Origin of the sequence: Streptomyces sp. NPDC057682, assembly GCF_042799575.1 — a bacterium.
GTDB lineage: Bacteria > Actinomycetota > Actinomycetes > Streptomycetales > Streptomycetaceae > Streptomyces.
The window spans coordinates 1-20,033 of sequence record NZ_JBHVIN010000022.1; the positions used below are offsets into that span (position 1 = coordinate 1).

Here is a 20,033-nt window from a genome sequence, read left to right on the forward strand (position 1 = left end):
CTCTATCAGACTCTTTCGTGTCCGATTCCCGGTCGAAGCGGGTCAAGCGTTTTTCGCTTTCCAGTTCTTCGCTTTCGCGTTTCCCTTTCCGGCGGTCTCAACCTTACCAGACTCATTTCGTTCCGTTTCCGGTCCGTATATGAATTCCGGTGGCCGTTGAAGTGGCCTTGCCTTTCGGCTGATTCGACTTTATCAGAAGTGTTTTGGCCGAGCTAATCGGCCAGGTACTTCAGAGAGTGGGAATCACATGGCTCCACGAGAAATTCGAAAATCGGTATCTCTGTCGGGAGCGAGGTATATCTAACCTGCTGGGCCCGAACTTGTCCAGTTCGAGGCAACCGTTTGAATCTACCTCCCCCGGTCCACCGTGTCAACGGTTTTTGGGGCGAGGAGGAGACTAGCAGCTCCGTGCGGTCACATGCACATCAGGCGGCCACAGGGCGCTCGGCACTTCGTTCGACCTCGGTGATGTCGCCCGCTTCTCCCGCGCGGACGGCCCGGCCGCCCAGGACGTACACGTACGCGAGGAAGGCCAGCTCGGCGGTGATGCCGAGGGTGATGCGCGCCCAGGTGGGGAGGCCGGAAGGGGTGACGAAGCCTTCAATGACGCCCGAGACGAACAGGACGAGCGCGAGACCGATGGCCATGCCGACGGCTGCCCGGCCCTGCTGGGCCAGGGCGGAGCGGCGGGTTCGAGGGCCCGGGTCGATGACGGTCCAGCCCAGTTGGAGCCCGGTGCCGGCGGCGACGAACACCGCGGTCAGTTCGAGCAGGCCGTGGGGAAGGATCAGGCCGAGAAAGGTGTCGAGGCGGCCGGCGGACGACATCAGGCCGATGCCCACGGCCAGGTTGAGCACGTTGACGAACAGGATCCAGATCACCGGAACGCACAGGAACGCGCCCAGGACCAGGCACATCGCGGCGGCCTGCGCGTTGTTCGTCCAGACCTGTGCGGCGAACGAGGCCGCCGGATGGCTGGAGTAGTACGTCTCGTACTCGCCGCCGGGATCGGTCATCCGGCGCAGGTCCTCCGGGGCGCCGATGCCCGCCTGGACCTCGGGGTGGGTTCCGATCCACCAGCCCATGACGGCCGCCAGCAGGACGGAGAGGACGGCGGTCGGTATCCACCAGCGCCGGGAACGGTAGACGGCCGCGGGAAAACCCGCGGTGAGAAAGTGCGCGGCGTCCCGCCACGAGGCGCGGCGGGTTCCGGTCACCGTGGCACGGGCCCGCGCCACCAGCTGGGTCAGCCGGGCCGTGAGCAGGGGGTCCGCGGCGCCCGACTGGATCAGGGAGAGATGGGTCGCCGTGCGCTGGTAGAGATCGACGAGTTCGTCAGCCTCCTCGCCCGTGCGCTTGCGCCCGCGGTGTACGAGGTGGTCCAGGCGGTCCCACTCACTGCGGTGGGCGTTGACGAAGACGTCGAGGTCCATGGGCTGCTGCTGCTCCAGGGCATGGGTGCTTGCGTACGGGTCCGTACGACTGCGGCGCTCTGCGGGCCAGCTTGGCAGACTGTGGGCCCGAGGGGCAGGGACGGTCGGCGAGGGGTGGCGGCGATGAACGAACTGGTGACCGGGGACGCGGTCGTGCTGGGGCTGCGGCCGGCGAAACTGCCGAGCCGTTCGCTGGCGCTGCTCATCGACCTGGCCGTGGTGGGCACCGCCTTCGTCCTGGTGTCGATCGGGCTGGCCCTCGCGGCGGCGCCGCTGGACGACGCAGCCCTGGCGGCGGTGGCCGTCGCGACGTATCTGCTCGTGCTCGTGGGCGTGCCGATCGCGGTGGAAACACTCAGCCACGGCCGGTCGCTGGGGAAGCTCGCGTGTGGGCTGCGGGTGGTGCGCGACGACGGCGGGCCCATCCGGTTCCGGCATGCGCTGGTGCGCGGGGCGATGGGTGTGGTGGAGATTCTGGCGACGCTCGGCACGGTCGCCGCGATCGCTTCGCTGGTGTCGGCGCGCGGGCGGCGGATCGGGGACGTGTTCGCGGGGACGCTGGTCGTACGGGAACGGGTTCCGGGCGGCCGGAGCGTTGCCGTTCCGCCGCCTCCTCCGTGGCTGGTCGGCCGGTTCGCCGAACTCGATCTGTCGGGGGTCCCGGACGATCTGTGGCTGGCGGTACGGCAGTACCTGACGCGGATGCACCAGTTGGACGCGGCCGTGGGCCGGGGTATGGCGCAGCGGCTGGCGGGCGAGGTCGCCGCCCGGACCGGGGTTCCGGCCCCGGCGGGGGTTCCGGCGGCCGCGTTTCTGGCCGCGGTGGTGAACGAGCGGCAGGCGCGGGACGCACGTCGGGCGTTCGCCGCGACGGCGGGGAACGCAGGGGGCGCCCCCGGGGGCCGGGCGGCCGGGACGGGTGCGCCGGCCGGCGGCTTTCCGGCCGGTCGTCCGGCCGCTGCGGGGTACCCGGCAGGGGTGGCCCAGGCGGCCGGCGACGGGTCTCACGAGGGTTACTCGGCGCCTGCGGCGCCCGGCGTGCCCGGATTCTCCGGTGCGGGTGGTGCGCATGGTGCCCCTGTCCTGCCTGGGACCGCTGTGACGTACGGGGCTCCCGGCGTGCCTGATGGCTCTTCGGTGCCTGAGGCTCCAGGGGTTTCTGGGGTTTCCGGTGCCTCCGCTGCTGTGTCTGCGGCACCCGACGGTCCTGCCGCTCCCGGGGTGTCCGCGGCTTCGGCTGCTCCTACGTCCTCCCCCGCTTCTCCTCCCGGATCCGGGAAGGGCGAGCGCTCCGGGCCCGCTGCCACGGGGTTCGCGCCTCCTGCCTAGGGCGGTCCGGCGGCTCTGCGTGGATCAGCCTGCGGCGTCGGGTGCGTACGCCCGGACCGCCCTTGTACCGGGCGTGCATGGGTGATTCGGGCGTGCGGCGACCGTGCGTGCCAGGCGTCGGCGGGCTTACGAAGGTCCGCCGGACATGCCCTGGGCTGGTGCCGGCTCAGCGGTCGGAGGGCGGGGAGTCGAGGTCTTCGAGTTCGATGCCGGGGGCGGAGAGGACGACGTCTCCGGCGATGTGGACGGCGTACTGCTCACCGGTGTCCAGGGCGCTGACCTGGTATTCGTCCACGGTCAGGGGGCCGTTGTCAGTGGCGTGCGCTTCACTGTTCACCAGGGCCCAGGACTGGTCGGCCGTCCGGGGTGCGAGCACGGGATCCGTGAAGGTGACGACGCGGATGCGGGTGGGCGGGGAAGCGGGGGTGAGGCGGAGCAGACGTGCGGTCGAGACGAGGAACGCGGGGGACGTGCCGCTGAAGGCATGGGCGCGGACATTGCCTTCGGTGGCGTGGGTGCCGGTCGGATCGGTGCGCACCCAGGTGACGCCTTCGAGGGCGGCGCCGCGGACCTGCCAGCTCGCGGTGTGGAGTTCGAGACGGATGGGGCGGCCGAGTTCGTCGAGGGTGAGGTCCACCGATCCCAGGTGATCGCCGGACGGGGCGGTCGTGCGGGAGAGGTAGCGCCAGCCGGAGGGGCCGGGTGCGCAGGTGAAGTGTTCTTCGCCGAGAGGGGTGTGGTCGTGAAGATCGTGGAGCGAATATCGGCCGCGGGGCATGGGGTCCTTCGGGTTCCTCGGGCTGTGCGGGTGCGGTACGGCGCAGGCCCCCGACACGGGGGTGCGGGGGCCTGCGTACGTAGCTGCTGCTGAGCGTCACCCGGTCCGTGGACGCGCGCGCGTCCACGGACACCGCAGGGGCCGCCGGTGGCCGGTCGTCACGGGCCGGTGGTCACCGGCCGGTGGTGGTGTGACGGGGCACCGGCGGATCCGCGCGGGGTGGAAGGCTCAGTAGCGGTAGTGGTCGGGCTTGTACGGGCCCTCGACCTCGACACCGATGTAGGCGGCCTGCTCCGGGCGGAGCGTGGTGAGCCGGACACCGAGCGAGGCCAGGTGGAGCCGGGCGACCTTCTCGTCCAGGTGCTTGGGCAGCACATACACGTCCGTCGGGTAGTCACCGGGCTTGGTGAACAGCTCGATCTGGGCCAGCGTCTGGTCCGCGAACGAGTTCGACATCACGAAGGAGGGGTGTCCCGTCGCGTTGCCCAGGTTCAGCAGACGGCCCTCCGACAGCACGATCAGAACCTTGCCGTCCGGGAACGTCCACGTGTGGACCTGCGGCTTCACCTCGTCCTTCACGATCCCGTCGATCCGCGCGAGACCGGCCATGTCGATCTCGTTGTCGAAGTGACCGATGTTCCCCACGATGGCCTGGTGCTTCATCCGGGCCATGTCCGAGGCCATGATGATGTCCTTGTTGCCCGTCGTCGTGACGAAGATGTCCGCCTGCTCGACCACGTCGTCCAGCGTCGCGACCTGATACCCGTCCATCGCCGCCTGCAGCGCACAGATCGGGTCGATCTCCGTCACGATCACCCGGGCACCCTGACCCCGCAACGACTCCGCACAGCCCTTGCCCACATCGCCGTAACCACAGACGACCGCGGTCTTGCCACCGATCAGGACATCGGTGGCCCGGTTGATCCCGTCGATCAGCGAATGACGGCAGCCGTACTTGTTGTCGAACTTCGACTTCGTCACCGCGTCGTTCACATTGATCGCCGGGAACAGCAGCGTGCCGTCACGGTGCATCTCGTACAGACGGTGCACACCCGTCGTCGTCTCCTCCGTCACCCCGCGGATCTCCGAGGCGAGCTGGGTCCACTTCTGCGGGGACTCGCCCAGGGTGCGGTTGAGGAGCGTGAGGATGTGCGCGTACTCCTCGCTGTCCGCCGTCGACGGGTCCGGGGCCTCGCCGGCCTTCTCGAACTCGACGCCCTTGTGGACGAGGAGGGTGGCGTCACCACCGTCGTCGAGGATCATGTTGGGGCCGCCGGTGGGGGTGTTCGGCCAGGTCAGGGCCTGCTCCGTGCACCACCAGTACTCTTCGAGCGTCTCGCCCTTCCAGGCGAAGACGGGGACGCCGGCGGGGGCGTCGGGGGTGCCGTTCGGACCCACGGCGATCGCGGCGGCGGCGTGGTCCTGGGTGGAGAAGATGTTGCAGGAGGCCCAGCGGACCTCGGCGCCGAGGGCGACGAGGGTCTCGATGAGCACGGCGGTCTGCACGGTCATGTGCAGCGAGCCGGTGATGCGGGCGCCGGCCAGCGGCTGCGCCTCGGCGTACTCCTTGCGGATGGACATCAGGCCGGGCATCTCGTGCTCGGCGAGCGTGATCTCCTTGCGGCCGAACGCCGCGAGGGAGAGATCCGCGACCTTGAAGTCCTGTCGGTTGGCGACCGTCGTCATAACGGGCTGCTCCTCGTATTGGGGTCGAGGGTGGGCAGGGCGGCTCTGCGGCGGTGGGCACACCAATGCCCGGACCGCTCGCAGCGCAGTCCGTCGGAGGCCCTCTCTCCCTCGGCCGGTCCGGCGTACGGACCGATCGACCGCCATCAGCAGCGACGTCTGACACTGCCGTCGAATCTACACCGAACGGCCCAGCCGCTCCCAGTCCAGCGGGGCCGGGAGCGGCTTCGGGGCGGATCCGGGACCGTCAGTGGCCGGATCCGTTCGGCGTGCCGCCCGGGTTCTTGGCGGGGTTCACGCCGGCCGCGGCGGCGGCCGCGTTGTAGATGTCCGGCTCCAGGTAGATGACCCGGGCGATCGGGACGGCCTCGCGGATGCGGGACTCGGCGGCGTTGATGGCGTTGGCGACCTCGGTGGCGGTGTCGTCGTGCTGGACGGCGATCTTCGCGGCGACGAGCAGTTCCTCCGGGCCGAGGTGGAGCGTGCGCATGTGGATGATGCCGGTGACGGTGTCGCCGTCGACGACGGCGGCCTTGATCTTGTCGACCTGGTCGGTGCCGGCGGCCTCGCCGAGCAGCAGGGACTTGGTCTCGGCCGCGAGGACGATCGCGATGGCGATCAGCAGGATGCCGATGCAGAGGGTGCCGATGCCGTCCCAGACGCCGTCTCCCGTCCCGAGGGCGAGGCCGACGCCGCCGAGGGCGAGGACCAGGCCGATGAGGGCGCCGAAGTCCTCCAGGAGGACGACGGGGAGCTCGGGGGCCTTGGCGCGGCGGATGAAGTCCGTCCAGCTGAGGGAGCCGCGCGACTCGTTGGACTCCTTGATCGCCGTACGGAAGGAGAAGCCCTCCGCGATGATCGCGAAGACGAGGACGCCGACCGGCCAGTACCAGGACTCCAGCTCGTGGGGGTGCTTGATCTTCTCGTAGCCCTCGTAGACGGCGAACATGCCACCGACCGAGAAGAGCACGATGGAGACGAGGAAGGCGTAGATGTAGCGCTCGCGCCCGTAACCGAAGGGGTGCTGGGGGGTGGCTTCGCGCTGGGCCTTCTTGCCGCCGAGGAGGAGGAGCCCCTGGTTGCCGGAGTCGGCGAGCGAGTGGACGCTCTCCGCGAGCATCGACGACGAGCCACTGAACAGGAACGCCACGAATTTGGCCACTGCGATCGCGAGGTTGGCGCCGAGGGCCGCCACGATCGCCTTGGTTCCGCCTGACGCACTCATGGGTGCCTGGTGTCCCTTCGTCGGTGCTGCGGCCCCGGCGGCCGCGGTACGGCCGGACATTGTTGCAGCCGCCGGGACGGACGGTGCGTCAGGCCACCACAGTGGCGCGGAACAAGGTTCCCGTACCGGACACTTCGGTCTTCTCGTCCGCCGGTACGAAGACGGATTCGCCCGGTCCGAGGGCGAGTTCGCCGGCCTTCAGGGCGCCTCCCGTGCAGAGCAGGATCTGCGGGCCGGCCGAGGTGAGGTCCACGGGGGTGCCGCCCGGCGGGAGGGCGAAGCGAGAGAGGCGGAACTCGTCGATCGGGGTCTCGTAGACCTCCTCGCCCAGCGGGGAGGCCTCGGGACGCATGATTCCGGGTTCGGCCGCCTCGAAGCGGACGATGCGCAGGAGTTCGGGCACGTCGACGTGTTTGGGCGTCAGGCCGCAGCGCAGCACGTTGTCCGAGTTGGCCATGATCTCGACGCCGAGGCCCTCGATGTAGGCGTGCGGGACGCCGGCGCCGAGGTACAGGGCCTCGCCGGGCTGGAGGCGCACGTGGTTGAGCAGCATCGCCGCGACCACTCCGGCGTCGCCGGGGAAGTGATGGGCGAGCCCGGCGAGGTGGGCGTGGGCGCCGCCGGTGCGCTCGGCCGCCTCGGCGACCGCGGCGACGGTCTCGGCCGTCCGGGCCGGGTCGGCGCCGAGGATCGCACCGAGGGCCTCGCGCAGGGCGGCGTCCTCCGGATGGGCGCGCAGCAGGTCGGCGTACGGCTTGAGACTGTCGACCCCCAGCTCCTCCATCGCCTCGGCGGCCTCGACGGGCCTGCGGAAGCCGCACAGGCCCTCGAAGGGGGTGAGGGCGCAGATCAGCTCGGGCTTGTGGTTGGCGTCCTTGTACAGGCGGTGGGGGGCGTCGAGCGGTACGGCGCGGCGTTCCTCGTCGGCGTACCCCTGGCGCGCCTGGGCGAGGTCGGGGTGGACCTGGAGGGAGAGCGGGGCGCCGGCGGCGAGGATCTTGAGGAGGAAGGGCAGCCGGGGGCCGAACTTCGCTACGGCGGCCGCGCCGAGTTCGCGCACCGGGTCGGCGTCGACGACCTCATTGAGGGGCTGTTCGGCGGCCGGGGCGGAGCCGTCGGTGGGGCCGACGGTGGAGCCGCCCGCCGGGCCGTCGGCGGGGCGGGGGCGGGTGATCCGGGAGGGGGCACCGGGGTGGGCGCCCATCCACATCTCCGCCTGCGGTTCGCCGGTGGGGGCGATGCCGAGCAGGGCCGGGATGGCGGTGGTGGAACCCCATGCGTAGGGGCGCACGGTGTTGGAGAGCCGGTCCATGAAATTCGTCCTCGTGCGGGTGGGCTGCGTGGATCTCGTGGCGGCGAGGTAGTGGGGCGGCGGTGCCGCGGGCGCGGTCCGTCGCGGGGTGCGCGGGTCAGGCGCGGGCTTCCGAGGCCAGCGACAGGTAGACGGCGGCGAAGTCGGTGATCGCGAGGAGTTCGGCGAGGGCTTCGAGCCGGGTGCCCTCCTCCGGTTCCAGTTCGCTGATCGCCGTGTCGTGGCCGAGGGCCAGTTCGCGGGCGGCGGGTGCGGCGCTGAGGCCGCCGACGGCGCGGTCGCGGAGCAGGACGACGCGGGCGTGGAGCGGTTCGGACTCCTCGACCCGGTCGCGGAAGAAGTCGTCGGGGTCGGCTCCGGCGGCGAAGGCCCCGGCGAGCAGTCCGCCGTGGGCGGGCAGCGCCTCGGGGAGCTCGGCGGCGAGGGCCGGGCGGCCGGACAGTTCGGACAGGACGGCGGCGAAGCGGCGGCCGACCGGTCCGGAGGTGTCGCCCTCGGTCCAGATCAGGGGCAGGGTGTCGGCCAGTTCGGCGGCCAGGGTCTTGGCCGGGTTGCTGTACGTGGCGATCGCCGGGCCGCACCGTTCGGCCGTGCGGTCCAGCCGGTCGGCCACGGACTGGAGCGCGTCGGCGGGCGCGGTGACCAGGCCGACGCGGTCGAGGAGGGCGAGCAGCGGGGTGAACAGGGCCCAGAGGGTGCCGGGGCCGGCGGCCGAGGTCTCGGCGTCGTACTCGCCGTGCGGGGCGGAGGCCATCGGTACGACGAGGCCGTGCACCCCGTCGACCGCCTCGCGCAGCGGTGAGGTGCGGGGGGCCACGGCCACGACGGTGCAGCCGCGCCGGTAGGCCTGTTCGGCCAGGAGGGCGAGGCCCGGTTCGGAGCCGTCGGCGGTGGCGACGAGGAGGAGGTCCACGGAGCCGGCCCAGCCGGGCAGCGTCCAGCGCAGGGCGCCCGCGGCGGGCGCCACGCCGGTCGGGTGGATGCGGGTGACCGGGGCGGAGGCGCCGGCCAGGGCCGCGATCAGGTCGGCGACGCCGGTGGCGGCGGTGCCGGGCCCGGCGACCAGGACGGCGCGCGGGCGGCCCTCCGGGTTCAGCTCGGTGATTCCGGCCTCGGCGGCGTGCCGGGCGGCGGTGCGGACCCGGGCCCCTGCCTCGGCGGCGCCGCGGAGCAGACCGCGGCGGTCGGCTCGGGCCAGGGCTTCCGGGGCGTCGAGCAACGACTCGTCGAGCATGGGGACGGTCCTCCGATCACGTGCCGATCACCGTGCGGGCGGGGCCCGGACTGGGGCGTGTGCTGAAAGCGTCGCCGAGCAGGCGGGGCTTCACGGAACACGTCCTAGGCGGGGCGGCGGGCCTCGTCGACGAGCAGGACGGGGATGCCGTCCCGTACGGGGTAGGCCAGGCCGCAGTCGGTGCCGGTGCAGATCAGTTCCGGGCTGTCGGCCGTCGACCGGTCGTCGAGGGGCGAGTGGCAGGCCGGGCAGGCCAGGATCTCCAGGAGGCCGGCTTCGAGCGGCATGGGGCGGGTCCCTTCGGGCGGTCGGGCGGCGTGGGTGTGGCGGGGCACCGGCGGCGCCGGGTGCGGGCGGTGCCTGTGGTGCGGGCGATCGCCGTGCGGTGTTCGGTGCCGCGTGGTGCGGGTCGTGTTCGTTCCCTGGGGAACGGGCGAGGTCAGCCTACCGCCGGGGTGGCGGAGGCGCGGCCCGGCCCGGCGGGTGGTTCCGCGGATGCGGGGGCGCCTTGCGGTGCCGGGGCAGCGGGGGTGCCTTGGCGGTGCCGGGGGCAGCGGGGTGGGTTGGCGGTGCCGGGGCAGCGGGGGTGCCTTGGCGGTGCCGGGGGCAGCGGGGTGGGTTGGCGGTGCCGGGGCAGCGGGGTGGGTTGGGTGCGGGTGGGTGGGTGCCTGCGGCAGGCCTTGTCCCCTCCCCGCCCCTTCCCGTAACCGGGGCGCTGCCCCGGACCCCGCGCCTCAAACGCCGGCGGGGCTGGAAGAACACGGCGGACGTCCCACCGAGACCACCCGCCTCCGGCCTCCTGCAGCCCCCACGCCGCGAAGACCGGCCTGCGGGGCCGACGGGCGCCGCGCGCAGCCGCCGTGTTCAGGTCCCGGATGTGCGGATCAGGGTCAGGACCTCGTCGCGGACCGCCGTCATCGTGGCCTCGTCCCGGGCCTCGACGTTGAGGCGGAGGAGAGGCTCGGTGTTGGAGGGGCGGAGGTTGAACCACCAGGTGGGGCCGGTGACGGTGAGGCCGTCGAGGTCGTCGGTGGTGACGCCTTCGCGGGAGGCGAAGGCGGCGCGCACATCGGCGGTACGGCCCGGCTGGTCGTCGACGGTGGAGTTGATCTCGCCGGAGCCGGTGTAGCGGTCGTACTGGGCGACGAGGGCCGACAGGGGCTCGTCGGTGCCGCCGAGGGCCGCCAGGACGTGCAGGGCGGCGAGCATGCCGGTGTCGGCGTTCCAGAAGTCGCGGAAGTAGTAGTGGGCGGAGTGCTCACCGCCGAAGATCGCGCCGTGGGCGGCCATCTCGGCCTTGATGAAGGAGTGGCCGACGCGGGTGCGGACCGGGGTGCCGCCGTTCTCGCGTACGACCTCCGGGACGGTCAGGGAGGTGATCAGGTTGTGGATCACCGTGCCCGTACCGCCGTTGCGGGCCAGCTCGCGGGCCGCGACCAGGGCGGTGATCGCGGACGGGGAGACGCCCGCGCCCTTCTCGTCGACGACGAAGCAGCGGTCGGCGTCGCCGTCGAAGGCGAGACCGAGGTCGGCGCCCTCGGCGAGCACCCGGGCCTGGAGATCGACGATGTTCGCGGGGTCGAGCGGGTTGGCCTCGTGGTTGGGGAAGGTGCCGTCCAGCTCGAAGTACATCGGGACGAGGTCCAGCGGGAGGCCGTCGAAGACCGTCGGGACGGTGTGGCCGCCCATGCCGTTGCCCGCGTCGACGACGACCTTCAGGGGACGGATCCGGGTCAGGTCGACCAGGGACAGCAGGTGGGCTGCGTAGTCGGAGAGCGTGTCGCGGCGGGTGACGGTGCCGGGGCGCACGGCCGGGGCGGGGGCGCCGGTCGACGACCACCCCTCGACGAGGGTGCGGATCTCGGCGAGACCGGTGTCCTGGCCGACGGGGGCGGCTCCGGCCCGGCACATCTTGATCCCGTTGTACCGCGCCGGGTTGTGGGAGGCGGTGAACATCGCGCCCGGCAGGTCCAGCGCCCCGGAGGCGTAGTACAGCTGGTCGGTCGAGCAGAGGCCGATCAGGGTGACGTCGGCGCCGCGGGCCGCCGCGCCCCGGGCGAAGGCGCCGGACAGGGCGGGGGACGTGGGGCGCATGTCGTGGCCGACGACGACGGCCTCCGCGCCGGTCACCTCGACGAACGCCGCGCCGAACAGCTCGGCCAGGTCCTCGTCCCACTGGTCGGGCACGACCCCCCGCACGTCGTACGCCTTCACGAGCTGCGACAGATCTGCGGTCACGGGCCGGTCCTCCTGAGGTTTCTTCGGACCGCCAAACTACCCGGCGGCCGAGGACGCCCCGGCCGGCGGTCAGGAGTCGGGCGAACGCAGCACGCGGAGGTGGCCCCTGCGGGCGACCTCCATCGGGTCCGCCGTGCGCGGGCCGCCCCGGGTGCCGTCGCCGCGGTCCTGCGGGCGGGCCGCCTCGCGGACGGCGTTGGCCAGCGCTTCGAGGTCGTCACCGCTGGGGCGGGTGGGGGCGGAGGGATCGGAGAGCCGGACGACCTCCCAGCCCCGGGGCGCGGTCAGGCGCTCGCTGTGCTCGGCACAGAGGTCGTAGCAGTGGGGCTCGGCGTAGGTGGCGAGCGGGCCGAGGACCGCAGTCGAGTCGGCATAGACGTACGTCAGTGTCGCGACGGCAGGGCGGCCGCACGCGGTGCGCGAACAGCGACGTACAGGGCTCACGATGTTGGACGGTACCGCACTCTTGAACGGGCTGCGACGACTCTCCCTCAGCTCACCCCACCGTGTCGGCCTGTGAGACCGGACACATCGGACCTCCGGGCAACTCCCCTGACCTGGGCGGGAGGAGATGTCCGCGCCGTCGCGCGGCGGTCGCCGCGGACGTCGCGCGGGGTGAATCCCGTCGTGCGACCGGGTCGCGACGAAGGGGAGCTGGGCCGAAAACGTGAGGCCTCCTGGCCGGATCAGGTCCTGCCGGAAGGTGCCCGGACCGGGTCCGGCGCAGCGGCGGTCCGTGCCGGTGGTGCGGGGTTACGCTGCGTCAGTGATGGACAGTCCCGTACCTCCCCACCCGCCCGAACCCCGTCCCCGCCGCCGCGACCGGCACGGGCGGGGGATGCGCGGACCCGTAGCCCCGCCGCAGGTGCCGCTCTCGGCCAGCAGGGCGGACAGTTTCCGCGATCTGGTGCAGGACTCGGTGGAGCGGCTGGAGCGGCGGTGGCCGCAACTGGCCGAGGTCGACTTCGTGGTCCTCGACGTGCCGGAGACGTCGGAGGAGACGGTGCCGCTGGGCAGCGCGGTGTCGGCGCGCAAGGAGCGGCCCGCGCAGATCGCCGTCTACCGCCGGCCCGTCGAGATCCGCACCAAGAACCGCGACGAGCGGGCGCTGCTGGTGCACGAGGTCGTGGTGGAGCAGGTCGCGGAGCTGCTCGGGCTGGCGCCGGAGTCGGTGGACCCGCGGTACGGGCAGGAGTAACCGGTCGTACGCGAACGGCGGGACGGTCCGAAGGGCCGCCCCGCCGCGCAGGTGTCGGGCGGGACAGGAGAGGCTGCCCCGCCGTCCAGGTGCCGGGCGCCCCGGGAAGAGCCGACCCGCCGTGCAGGTGCCGGGCGCCCCGGGAAGGGCGGTCCCGCCGTGCAAGTGTCGGGCGGTCCGGGATGGGCCGGCCCGCCGTCCGGGTGGCGGGGCGGTCGCCTTCCCGGGGCGCCCCGCTGTACGCGTACCGCGTACCGCGTCGCGTCAGTCGTCCAGGACCGACAGGTTCTGCTCGGCGGCCGGGACCTCGACCGTGCCGCCGTCGTCCGGCAGGGTCTGCACGGTGAACATCGGGATGCCGTCCTGCGGCACGGTCAGCGTCCGGGCGGCGTGCACCGGGCCGCCCGACTCGGTGCGGACGGTGAGGGCGTACGTGCCCTTGAGGCCGGCCGGGACGGGCGGGGTGACGGCGAGGGTCGTACCGGCCGGGACCTGGTAGGTCTTGCTGACCGGGGTGCCGCCGCCGCTGCCCGCGGAGGCCGTGACCTTGACGGTGCCGGCGGCGCCGGGGGCGGTGAGCGAGAGGACGGACCCCTTGGCCCGGTTGTCGGCGGCGGTCGCCTGCGCGCCGACGGGTCCGGTGGCCGGAATGTAGCCGGTCTCCTGCTTGTCGCCCTTGCCCCGCACGATCCGCAGCGCGGCCACGACGGGGGTGGCCCGGCCCTTCTCGCTGGGGGTCAGGAGCAGGGAGCCGGCCTCGCCCCGGGTCAGGTCCTTCAGGTCGACGCCCGCGGTCATCCGTGACTTGACGTGCAGGTCCTCGTGGCCGACCGGGGAGATCGCGCCGGTCTTGCCGAGGAGTTTGACCGTGAGGTCGGCGTCGTCGTCGCTCGGGGCGAAGGCGACCAGCCGGACCGAGGTCGCGTCCGCCGGGATGCCCGGCAGGACGACGGTGCCCGAGGGGTCGGCGGAGGCGGGGAGCCAGTCGGAGCCGGCCTTGTCGTCGGCGGTGCGGACGACCGCTCCGACGCGTCCGGTGCGCGTGGTGACGTGGACGGTCACATCGTCCACGGCCTGGCTGGTCAGCGTCGAGATGAGGACGCGGACGCCGGATCCGGCGGGGACCGTGATGCCCTCGCCGACGTCGGACTTCAGCGTGCCCTCGGGACCGTACAGCTCGATGTCGGCGACGGCGGCGGTGTCGTCCGGGTTGGTGAGGTGGACGTAGTCCTCGCGGGTCTTCGCGGTGCTCGCGGCCGGGAACCAGAAGTCCGTGTCGGGCGCGGTGCAGCTGACGCCGAGCAGGCCGCGGCCGTCGCCCGCCTCGATGGTGGTGGTCTGCTGGGTGGTCCAGCCGGGGGCCAGCCGGCCGGTGGCGGTGCCGACGAGGGCGGGGGCGTCCGAGCCGGAGGCCTCCCCCGTGCCGGGCTTGCCGGGCTCCTTGAGGGCGACGACGGGCTTGTCCGCACCGGCCGTCTTGGACTTCTTGTCCTTGTCGTCCTTCGCGTCCTTGTCCTTCTTGTCGTCCTTCGCGTCGGCCTTGGCCGTGGCGGGCGCCAGAAGTTCGGCGGTGCCGGCCGGGCCGGAGGCGTCGCCGCCGCCGGAGAGCGGGGTGAAGGAGGTGTACGCCGTCTCGGCCAGGTCGGAGAGGCCGGGCGCCGGACAGAGCAGGCTCGTGCGCTCCACGGGCAGCCGCTCGGCCGTCCTCGCCGTGGTGGTCGTGGTGTCGCCGGGGGCGGTGACGGCGGCGAAACCGGTGACGGCGGCGAGGGCGACGACGCCCGCGATCAGGGACAGGCTGCTGGTGGACTTCACTCGGACTCGCCTCGCGATGCGTTGCCGGTCTGCCACGGGTGCTGGCCCGGGGCGGGGTTCTCGTCGGGGTTCTGCGGGTCGTACGGGGCCGGGCCGCCGGGTGCGCCCTGGCCGTCGTACGCCCCTTGTGCGCCGTACTGGGTGCCGTCGTACGCACCGGCGTCGTACTGCCCCTGGTCGTACGACGGCGCATTGCCGTACTGGCCCTGGTCGTACGGGGCGTATCCGCCCTGCTGCTGCGGATAGCCGTAGGCGTCGTAGCCGCCGGAACCGTCGGGCTGCTGCTGCGGGACGTTGCCGTACGCGGGGTCCTGGTACTGACCGTCCTGGTACTGGCCGTCCTGGTACTGCGCGTAGGCGGGGTCCTGGTACTGCGTGCCGTCCCACTCGCCGTACTGCTGCTGCGGCACCGCCGGGTACGAACCGGTGTCGCCGTCGCCCTGCGGGGGCAACGTCGCGTACTGACCGCTGTCGGCCTCACCCTGCGGAGGCAGCGTCGCGTACGAACCGATGTCGCCGTCGCCCTGCGGAGGCAGCGTCGCGTACTGACCCGTGTCGCCCCCGGCCTGTCGCGGGGCGAAGGCGTCGGGGGCGTCCTGCTGCCGGGGGACGAAGACGCCCGGGTCGTCGTCCTCGTCGGGTGCCGGGGCGCCCAGGGGCATGCCGTCGGCGCCCACCGGGCCCGGACGGCCGTCGGGGCCGTCCGGGGACCCGCCGTCCGGCTCGCCCTCCGCCAGGGCGGCGGCGCGGAGCCTGCGGGCCCGGCGGCCCTCTCCGGCGACCGGCTCGGCCGGGACCGCGAGGTCCGCGTCGGGCAGGTCGTCGTCGATCTCCCGGCGCCGGCCCGGCAGGGCCATGACCACGAGGACGACGGCGAGCGAGATCTGGGCCCAGATCCACGCCCGGTGGGTCAGCGGCGTCTCGTACGTGAGGGACAGGGTGCCGCCCCCGGCCGGCAGGGCGAAGCCCTGGGCCCAGCCGTCGACGGTCTTGCGGTCGAGCGCCCGGCCGTCGAGCACGGCCCGCCAGCCGGGGTCGGCGGCCTCGGCGATGCGCAGGGTCCGGCCCTCGGCGCCCGCGGGGATCTTGGTGTGCACCTCGACGGGTCCCGATTCGACCGGCAGCGGCTCGTCGGCCGCGGCGGACGGAACGATCATGACGCGGGCGACCTGGCGGCGGTCCACCCGCCACAGGGCGCTGCCGTCCAGCTGGCTCAGCCGGCTGAGGCCGGGGGTGGCGTCGAGCACCCGGCTCATCTGCTTCGGGGCGCCGTCGCGCACGAGGACGTACCGGATCGCGAAGCCGCTGAGCTGGCTGCCCTGGTCTGCGCCGGAGCCGGCCACCAGATTGGCGACGACCTTGTCGAGGTGGCTGTTGCCGCCGCCGGACTCGGCCAGTTCGGCGTCGCCGAGGCGGGCGCCGGAGCCGCGGACCAGGGTGTACTCGACCAGGTCCGACGAGGTTCCGCCGAGCACCAGGGTGCGCGGCTGGTCGCGGGTGCCGGACTCCTCGGCGACGAAGGCGGGCACCTGGACCGGGTCGCGGCGCTCCAGCGGTCCGGCCGCGCCGCCGATCATCCAGCCGGCGGCGGCGAGCACCGGGGCGGCCGCCGCGGCCAGGGCGATCAGGGCCGCGACCGGCTGGCGCCAGCCGAAGCTCTGCTCGGCGACGCGGACCCGGGCGCCGTCCGCGCCGACCAGCGCGGCGGCGATGAGCGCGGCGCCGTAGACGAGGGTGGCCGGCCCGGCCCAGCCGGAGCCGTTGGCCAGGGCGGCGAAGACGAGGCCCACCAGGGCGGCGGCCCAGGCGGTCCGTACGGCGAAGCGGCGCTCGGAGCGCAGCAGCGCGGCCAGTGCGGCCAGCACGATGCCGAGGAGGAGGACACCGCCGGCCGCCTTCGGGCCGCCGGGGCTGATGCCCAGCAGGTCCAGGGCGGAGGCCTCGCCCGAACCGGTCTCCAGGCCCGCTTCCTTCAGGAAGGACGAGGGGCTGCCGAGCAGCGAGAGCGACCAGGGGGCGAGGACGAGCAGCGGGGTGCCGACGGCGGCGACGAAGCGCAGCGCGTAGGCGGTGAGGTCGCCCCGGCGCAGCGCCAGGACTCCGATGCCGAGCACCACGGCGAGCGGCCAGACGATCGGCGTGAACGCCGTCGCGAGGGTGAGCAGCAGGGTGTACGCCCAGGTGGCGCGCCAGCTGCCGCGGGCGTCGCCGGTGGCGCGCATGCCGTGCGCCGAGACGGCGGTGCGGGCGATCAGCGGGAGCAGGACCGCTAGGACGGCGGTGCCCAGCCTGCCGGTCGCCAGGGCGCCGGTGGCGGCGGGCAGGAAGGCGTACGCGATGCTCGCCCAGGCCCGCAGGAGCCGTGAGGGCAGCAGCGGGCGGGAGACGAAGTAGGCGGTGAGTCCGGCGAGCGGGACCGAGCAGACGAGCAGCAGGGTGAGCGCGAAGCCGGTGGAGCCGAGGAAGAGCGCGGAGAGCGCCGAGAGCACGGCCAGATAGGGCGGTGCGGTCTGGGTGCCGCCGGTGCCGATGGTGTGCCAGCCGTCGGCGTAGCGGCCCCAGAGGTCGGAGACGTCGGCGGGGGCGGGCAGCAGGGCGCCGCCGGCGAGGGCGCCGCCTCCGAGCAGACCGCGGCAGGCGACGAGCGAGACGAGGAGGAGCACGGCGAAGAGGACCGGGCCGGGCTTGCGGCCGATCTTCTTCAGCCGGGCGAACTGGTCGATCTCCAGGTAGTCGGCGTCGTCGCCGCCCGGTCCGGACTCGACGGCGCCGTGCCGGGAGCCGCCGGTGTCGGCGTCGGAGCCGCCGCCGAGGTTCCCGGCGACCTGTTCGACGGTCGCGCGGACGGTGGCACCGGGGGCGGGGAAGAGTCCGCGCAGGTCGGACTGGTCGACGGCGCCCTTGCCGCGGCTGCGGCGGGCTCCGAGGATGCGGCCGGGGCGCAGCAGGGTGCCGAGGAGGCCGGTGACCTCGTCGAGCGCCTGGCCGGGCACCTTGCCGACGAGGTAGGCCAGGGTGCGCAGCAGGGTGCCGAGGACGAGCCTGAGCAGGACCCAGGGCAGCCGCTTGCCGGGGGTGTTCACGAGCATGGTGTAGACGGCGCCGGCCTTGTCGACGCGGTGCGGGTTGGCCACGGAGCGGCCGGCGCAGTCGATGGGGCGGCGTTCGCGGGCGGAGGCCTCGGCGTGCCGCAGGACGGCGTCGGGGGCGACGAGCACCCGGTGTCCGGCCCGGTGGGCGCGCCAGCACAGGTCGACGTCGTCGCGCATCAGGGGAAGTCTGCGGTCGAAGCCGCCGAGTTCCTCCCAGACGTCCCGGCGGATCAGCATGCCGGCGGTGGAGACGGAGAGGACGGTGCGGACCTGGTCGTGCTGGCCCTGGTCCTGTTCGCGCCGGTCCAGTCCGGTCCAGCGGCGGCCGCTGTTGGCGATCGAGACGCCGACCTCCAGCAGTTGGCGGCGGTCGTACCAGCCGCGGAGCTTGGGGCCGACGATCGCGGCGTGCGGGTCCTCGTCGACGACGCGCAGCATCTCGGCGAGGGCGTCCGGCTCGGGCGCGCAGTCGTCGTGGAGCAGCCAGAGCCACTGCACCGGTTCGCCGTGCGGCAGTTCGGGCAGGTCGTAGGCGTCGTCGCGCCAGGTCCGGGTGACCGGGTCCCAGCCGCTGGGCCGCTTCAGATAGGGCAGGTCGTCCGGGGTGAGGACGCCGGCGGTGCGGCTCGCCTCGTCGACGGCGGTGCCGAAGCTCGTACGCCGCGCGAGGTGCAGGACGCGGTCGGCGCCGAGCGCCTCGGTGACCAGGCGCGCGGAGTCGTCGGCGCTGCCGGTGTCGGCGGCGACGACGTTCTGTACGGGGCGTTCCTGCCCGAGGAGTCCGGCGAGCGCGTCGGGCAGCCAGCGTGCGCCGTCGTGGGAGACGAGCACGGCGGTGACGACATGCCGGGGGAACTCGGGGGCGGTGGCGGCCGCGTACGGCGCCGCCGATTGGCTGTGCACGGACATCGAGGTACGGGCCCTCCGGCCGGGTCCGGGGGGCGTCCCCCCGGGGGCTGCTTCGGTGTACACGCGCGCTCTGTCGGGTCGTTGGCGCGTCTCGGACGGGGCCCCACACTAACGGTACGGATAACCGGGGTGGCGCGGGAGCGGGGAACGAGGGCGGTGGTACGGAGTGCGGCGCACCCGGACACGACGACGGCCCGCCGCCTGCGGGCTGGGTGCAGGCGGCGGGCCGTGGCCGGAAACCATGGGGCCGGGGAGTGGTCGGCTCCCGGCCGGGAGCGGCGGGGCCGCGTCAGACGGCGGCCTTCTTCAGGCGGCGCCTCTCGCGCTCGGAGAGACCGCCCCAGATGCCGAAACGCTCGTCGTTGGAGAGGGCGTACTCCAGGCATTCGGAGCGGACCTCGCAGGCGAGGCAGACCTTCTTCGCCTCGCGGGTCGACCCGCCCTTCTCGGGAAAGAAGGACTCGGGGTCGGTCTGGGCGCACAGTGCGCGCTCCTGCCAGCCGAGTTCCTCGTCCGCGTCCTCGACCAGCAGTTGCTGGAACAGCTCGGTCATGTGCGCCCCTCGTCTGTCTCTTGCGTCCCCGTGATGCGGCCGTGATCGAATCGGCCGAACGACACGGGTGAAATTACAGGTATGTAGCTCTGGGCGAGTCAAGCCCGCATCTGCTATTGGGCCCCGTATTCACTCTGCGGAACCAAGCGTACGCAGAAAGTGTGCAAATCACCAAAAACCTGACATATGCCATAGCCTCCTTCACCCCCGAACCTGCCACTGGAAGGAACTCCCCCGGGGGCGGACACGTTGCGATTCGGTCACCGAAGCGATCAAGATCACAGTCCGATCACGGGCGGCGGTGTTTGGAGGCACGGCTGTTGCGCCACATCTCCGGCCCCGCGTCTGCATAAACCTTTCTCCGGATGGAGTAACCGGATGAGGTGAAACATTACCGCCAAATCGGGCATTGGGTTGACAGGTGCCGCCCGTCCCCGCTCTCCTTGATGGCATGCCAGTGACCTCAGCGATGCGCACCACCCACGTCCGTGGGTTCCGCAGCGCTGTCCAGGCCCGCTGTTGCTGTTCCAGCTGTCTCGGCTGTTGAAGCCCGCGCGCTCCAGCCGTATCCAGCTCCTCCCGGACCCCCGGACCCCTTCCCCCGTGGCCTGACGGCCCCTGCGGTCACCCGGTCCCGCGGTCCTCGCGACACCCCTGCACCGCACCCGCGCCACCTGCCGAGGAACCACCGCACCCATGAACAGCGACAGCGACCTCCAGATCGCCGGCGACCTCCTCGAGGTCCCCCACCTCCTGCGCCCCGCCCGCGAACACCCCGCCACCGTCGCGGAATTCGTCGGACTCGCCCGCACCGTCGCCGCCGACCGCGCCGCCTGGGCGCCGCTCGTCCGCTACGACACCACCACCCGCTGGTACCACCGGCTGCGCACCGGACCCGGCTACGAGGTCTGGCTGCTCAGCTGGGTCCCCGGCCAGGGCAGCGGACTCCACGACCACGGCCCCTCCTCCGGCGTACTGACCGTGCTGGACGGCGAACTGACCGAGCGTACGGACCGCGGCAAGCGGACCCTGGCCGTCGGCGCCCAGCGCGTCTTCGCCCCCGGCTACGTCCACGAGGTGGTCAACGACTCCCTCGAACCGGCCGTCAGCCTGCACATCTACTACCCGGGCCTCACCGACATGCCGATGCACGCCACCCAGTGCGCCGCGGCCCCCGCACCGACCCCGGCCTGAGGCCCCGGGCCTGAGACCCCTCCCCAACGATCGGGCC

General features: G+C 73.0%; 15 protein-coding genes. 3 read left to right on the forward strand and 12 right to left on the reverse strand.

Annotated features, from left to right (window positions below):
* Positions 1-425 precede the first annotated feature (425 nt).
* Positions 426-1,433, reverse strand: a complete 1,008-nt coding sequence (locus ACFVDM_RS32465) for a stage II sporulation protein M (RefSeq protein ID WP_383648832.1) — start codon at positions 1,431-1,433, stop codon at positions 426-428.
* A 123-nt stretch (positions 1,434-1,556) separates the two neighbouring features.
* Here ACFVDM_RS32465 and ACFVDM_RS32470 point away from each other — a divergent pair, with 123 nt between their 5' ends.
* Entirely contained in the window at positions 1,557-2,762 is a 1,206-nt protein-coding gene (locus tag ACFVDM_RS32470; protein WP_383648835.1) for an RDD family protein, read from the forward strand.
* 166 nt (positions 2,763-2,928) lie between these two features.
* On the opposite strand, the gene ACFVDM_RS32475 is transcribed toward ACFVDM_RS32470, so the two are convergent.
* From ACFVDM_RS32475 to ACFVDM_RS32510, 8 genes are all read right to left on the reverse strand, one after another.
* Positions 2,929-3,540, reverse strand: a complete 612-nt coding sequence (locus ACFVDM_RS32475) for a hypothetical protein (RefSeq protein ID WP_383648839.1) — start codon at positions 3,538-3,540, stop codon at positions 2,929-2,931.
* A 228-nt stretch (positions 3,541-3,768) separates the two neighbouring features.
* A complete protein-coding gene (gene ahcY / locus ACFVDM_RS32480; RefSeq protein ID WP_383648842.1) occupies positions 3,769-5,226 on the reverse strand; it encodes an adenosylhomocysteinase in 1,458 nt (485 codons plus the stop codon).
* Between the two features lie 247 nt (positions 5,227-5,473).
* Entirely contained in the window at positions 5,474-6,451 is a 978-nt protein-coding gene (locus ACFVDM_RS32485; protein ID WP_383648846.1) for a cation diffusion facilitator family transporter, read from the reverse strand.
* A gap of 88 nt (positions 6,452-6,539) precedes the next feature.
* Positions 6,540-7,763, reverse strand: coding sequence for a mannose-6-phosphate isomerase, class I (gene manA / locus ACFVDM_RS32490; RefSeq protein ID WP_383648850.1), 1,224 nt, complete (start codon positions 7,761-7,763; stop codon positions 6,540-6,542).
* A 97-nt stretch (positions 7,764-7,860) separates the two neighbouring features.
* On the reverse strand, positions 7,861-8,997 hold the full coding sequence (locus ACFVDM_RS32495) for an SIS domain-containing protein (RefSeq protein ID WP_383648853.1): 1,137 nt from the start codon (positions 8,995-8,997) through the stop codon (positions 7,861-7,863).
* Positions 8,998-9,101: 104 nt separating this feature from the next.
* A complete protein-coding gene (locus ACFVDM_RS32500) occupies positions 9,102-9,284 on the reverse strand; it encodes a Trm112 family protein (RefSeq protein WP_383648857.1) in 183 nt (60 codons plus the stop codon).
* 577 nt (positions 9,285-9,861) lie between these two features.
* Positions 9,862-11,235 carry a phosphomannomutase/phosphoglucomutase gene (locus tag ACFVDM_RS32505; RefSeq protein WP_383648860.1) on the reverse strand — a complete coding sequence of 458 codons (1,374 nt, stop codon included), beginning with the start codon at positions 11,233-11,235 and terminating at the stop codon, positions 9,862-9,864.
* 69 nt (positions 11,236-11,304) lie between these two features.
* Positions 11,305-11,679 (reverse strand): DUF3499 domain-containing protein, encoded by a 375-nt coding sequence (locus tag ACFVDM_RS32510; protein WP_383648862.1) that lies wholly within the window; start codon positions 11,677-11,679, stop codon positions 11,305-11,307.
* 325 nt (positions 11,680-12,004) lie between these two features.
* Here ACFVDM_RS32510 and ACFVDM_RS32515 point away from each other — a divergent pair, with 325 nt between their 5' ends.
* Positions 12,005-12,433 carry a metallopeptidase family protein gene (locus ACFVDM_RS32515; protein WP_383648864.1) on the forward strand — a complete coding sequence of 143 codons (429 nt, stop codon included), beginning with the start codon at positions 12,005-12,007 and terminating at the stop codon, positions 12,431-12,433.
* 264 nt (positions 12,434-12,697) lie between these two features.
* Here the strand turns inward: ACFVDM_RS32515 and ACFVDM_RS32520 are convergent, their stop codons facing one another.
* The 3 genes from ACFVDM_RS32520 to ACFVDM_RS32530 form a co-directional block, all read right to left on the reverse strand.
* On the reverse strand, positions 12,698-14,248 hold the full coding sequence (locus tag ACFVDM_RS32520) for a DUF5719 family protein (RefSeq protein ID WP_383648866.1): 1,551 nt from the start codon (positions 14,246-14,248) through the stop codon (positions 12,698-12,700).
* On the reverse strand, positions 14,245-18,249 hold the full coding sequence (locus ACFVDM_RS32525; RefSeq protein WP_383648868.1) for a glycosyltransferase: 4,005 nt from the start codon (positions 18,247-18,249) through the stop codon (positions 14,245-14,247). Before ACFVDM_RS32525 ends, ACFVDM_RS32520 begins: the two co-directional genes overlap by 4 nt.
* Before the next feature lie 289 nt (positions 18,250-18,538).
* Entirely contained in the window at positions 18,539-18,802 is a 264-nt protein-coding gene (locus tag ACFVDM_RS32530) for a WhiB family transcriptional regulator (RefSeq protein WP_030927001.1), read from the reverse strand.
* A 696-nt stretch (positions 18,803-19,498) separates the two neighbouring features.
* Between ACFVDM_RS32530 and ACFVDM_RS32535 the strand changes: the two genes are divergently transcribed.
* A complete protein-coding gene (locus ACFVDM_RS32535) occupies positions 19,499-19,996 on the forward strand; it encodes a cysteine dioxygenase (protein WP_383648870.1) in 498 nt (165 codons plus the stop codon).
* The last annotated feature ends 37 nt before the right edge of the window (positions 19,997-20,033 follow it).